Raw genomic sequence first — 1,174 nt, forward strand, 5'->3', positions numbered from 1 at the left:
CTCGACGATCCGGCCGTCCGCTCCGCGGCTGACCCGGCGGGTGTTGAGCCAGACCTCTCCCTCCGGGCGGCGGAGCAGTGTCGCCTCTTCGGCGGCCAGTGGACTCACGGACGCCCATTCGTCGCCATGCGTGGCCTGCAGTCCGGCCGCGGCCAGGGTCTTGGTCAGCGAGTCGTCGAGCAGCCCGCGGACCGGGACCTCACCCAGCGCCGGGACCAGCGGAACCCTGCTGCGCTCCAGCGAGACAGGAGTGCCCTCCGGCAGCACGCGCAACCGGTCGAGCGCCATGAACTCGCTGCTCTCCAGCCCCAGGTCCGCTGCAAGTCGGGCATCGCGCACCGCTTCGAGCCGGAGCACCTCGGTGGTGATCCGGGCGCCGTGGTCGGCCAGGGCCCTGGTCCATCCCAAGCTGTTGTCCAGCAGGCTGCCGTCGAAGGCGACGAACGAGCCGACGCCCGCGTGCGTGGAGATCAGCCCTTGTTTGCTGAGCTCGTCCAACGCTTGGCGGACCGTGGTCCGGCTGACCGCGAAGCGCCGGGTGAGCGCATGTTCGCCGGGCAGCCTGCTGCCCGGTTCCAGAACGCCGCTGTGGATCTCACGGGCCAGAACGCGGGCGATGCGCTGATGCTTGAGGACCTGTTTAGGCATGTCAGGAAGCTAGCCATACATGTCCAGTCCTGTCTAGTACCAGTTTTTCCTTCCGTCGTTGCCGGTGATCGATAGGGATGCTCCACATGGTCTGGCGGCAACCGGTGTGCGATCTCCCCATTGCCTCGTTCACCGGCTCCCCATGAGGATCTTGCGCACTCTGCCCCGCGATCAGGAGATGCGTATGACCACGAACCCCCTCAAGACGTCGGAAGCAGAGGCGAGCCGCGAGGAAACCTGGCTTGCCCGGCTGGCGTTGCGGTTCACCCGCTTCTCCGAGAAATGGCTTCCCGATGCCCTCGGCTTCGTCCTGATCGGCACCTTCGTGGTCCTCGCCCTGGGGCTCGTCTCCGGCGAGAGTCTGCTCGGCAAGCCGAGCGACCCGGAAGCGACCACTGGCTTCGGCCTCGTGGACGCATGGGGCAAAGGATTCTGGTCACTTATCGAGTTCACCCTGCAGATGGCGATCATCGTCATCGCGGGCTACGCGGTCGCGGTCTCGCCGCCGGTCGCCCGCCTGATCGCC

General features: G+C 67.1%; 2 protein-coding genes. One reads left to right on the forward strand and one right to left on the reverse strand.

All coding sequences use genetic code 11. From position 1 onward, the window contains the following. Window positions 1-648, reverse strand: a 648-nt coding sequence (locus CCN51_RS52505) for a GntR family transcriptional regulator (protein ID WP_086861337.1), incomplete at its 3' end; no start/stop codon positions are given. Between the two features lie 184 nt (window positions 649-832). Here CCN51_RS52505 and CCN51_RS52510 point away from each other — a divergent pair. Continuing rightward, the coding region (locus CCN51_RS52510; protein ID WP_158104812.1) for a TIGR00366 family protein at window positions 833-1,174 on the forward strand (342 nt) is incomplete at its 3' end.

Source organism: Streptomyces milbemycinicus (genome assembly GCF_002154605.1).
GTDB lineage: Bacteria > Actinomycetota > Actinomycetes > Streptomycetales > Streptomycetaceae > Streptomyces > Streptomyces milbemycinicus.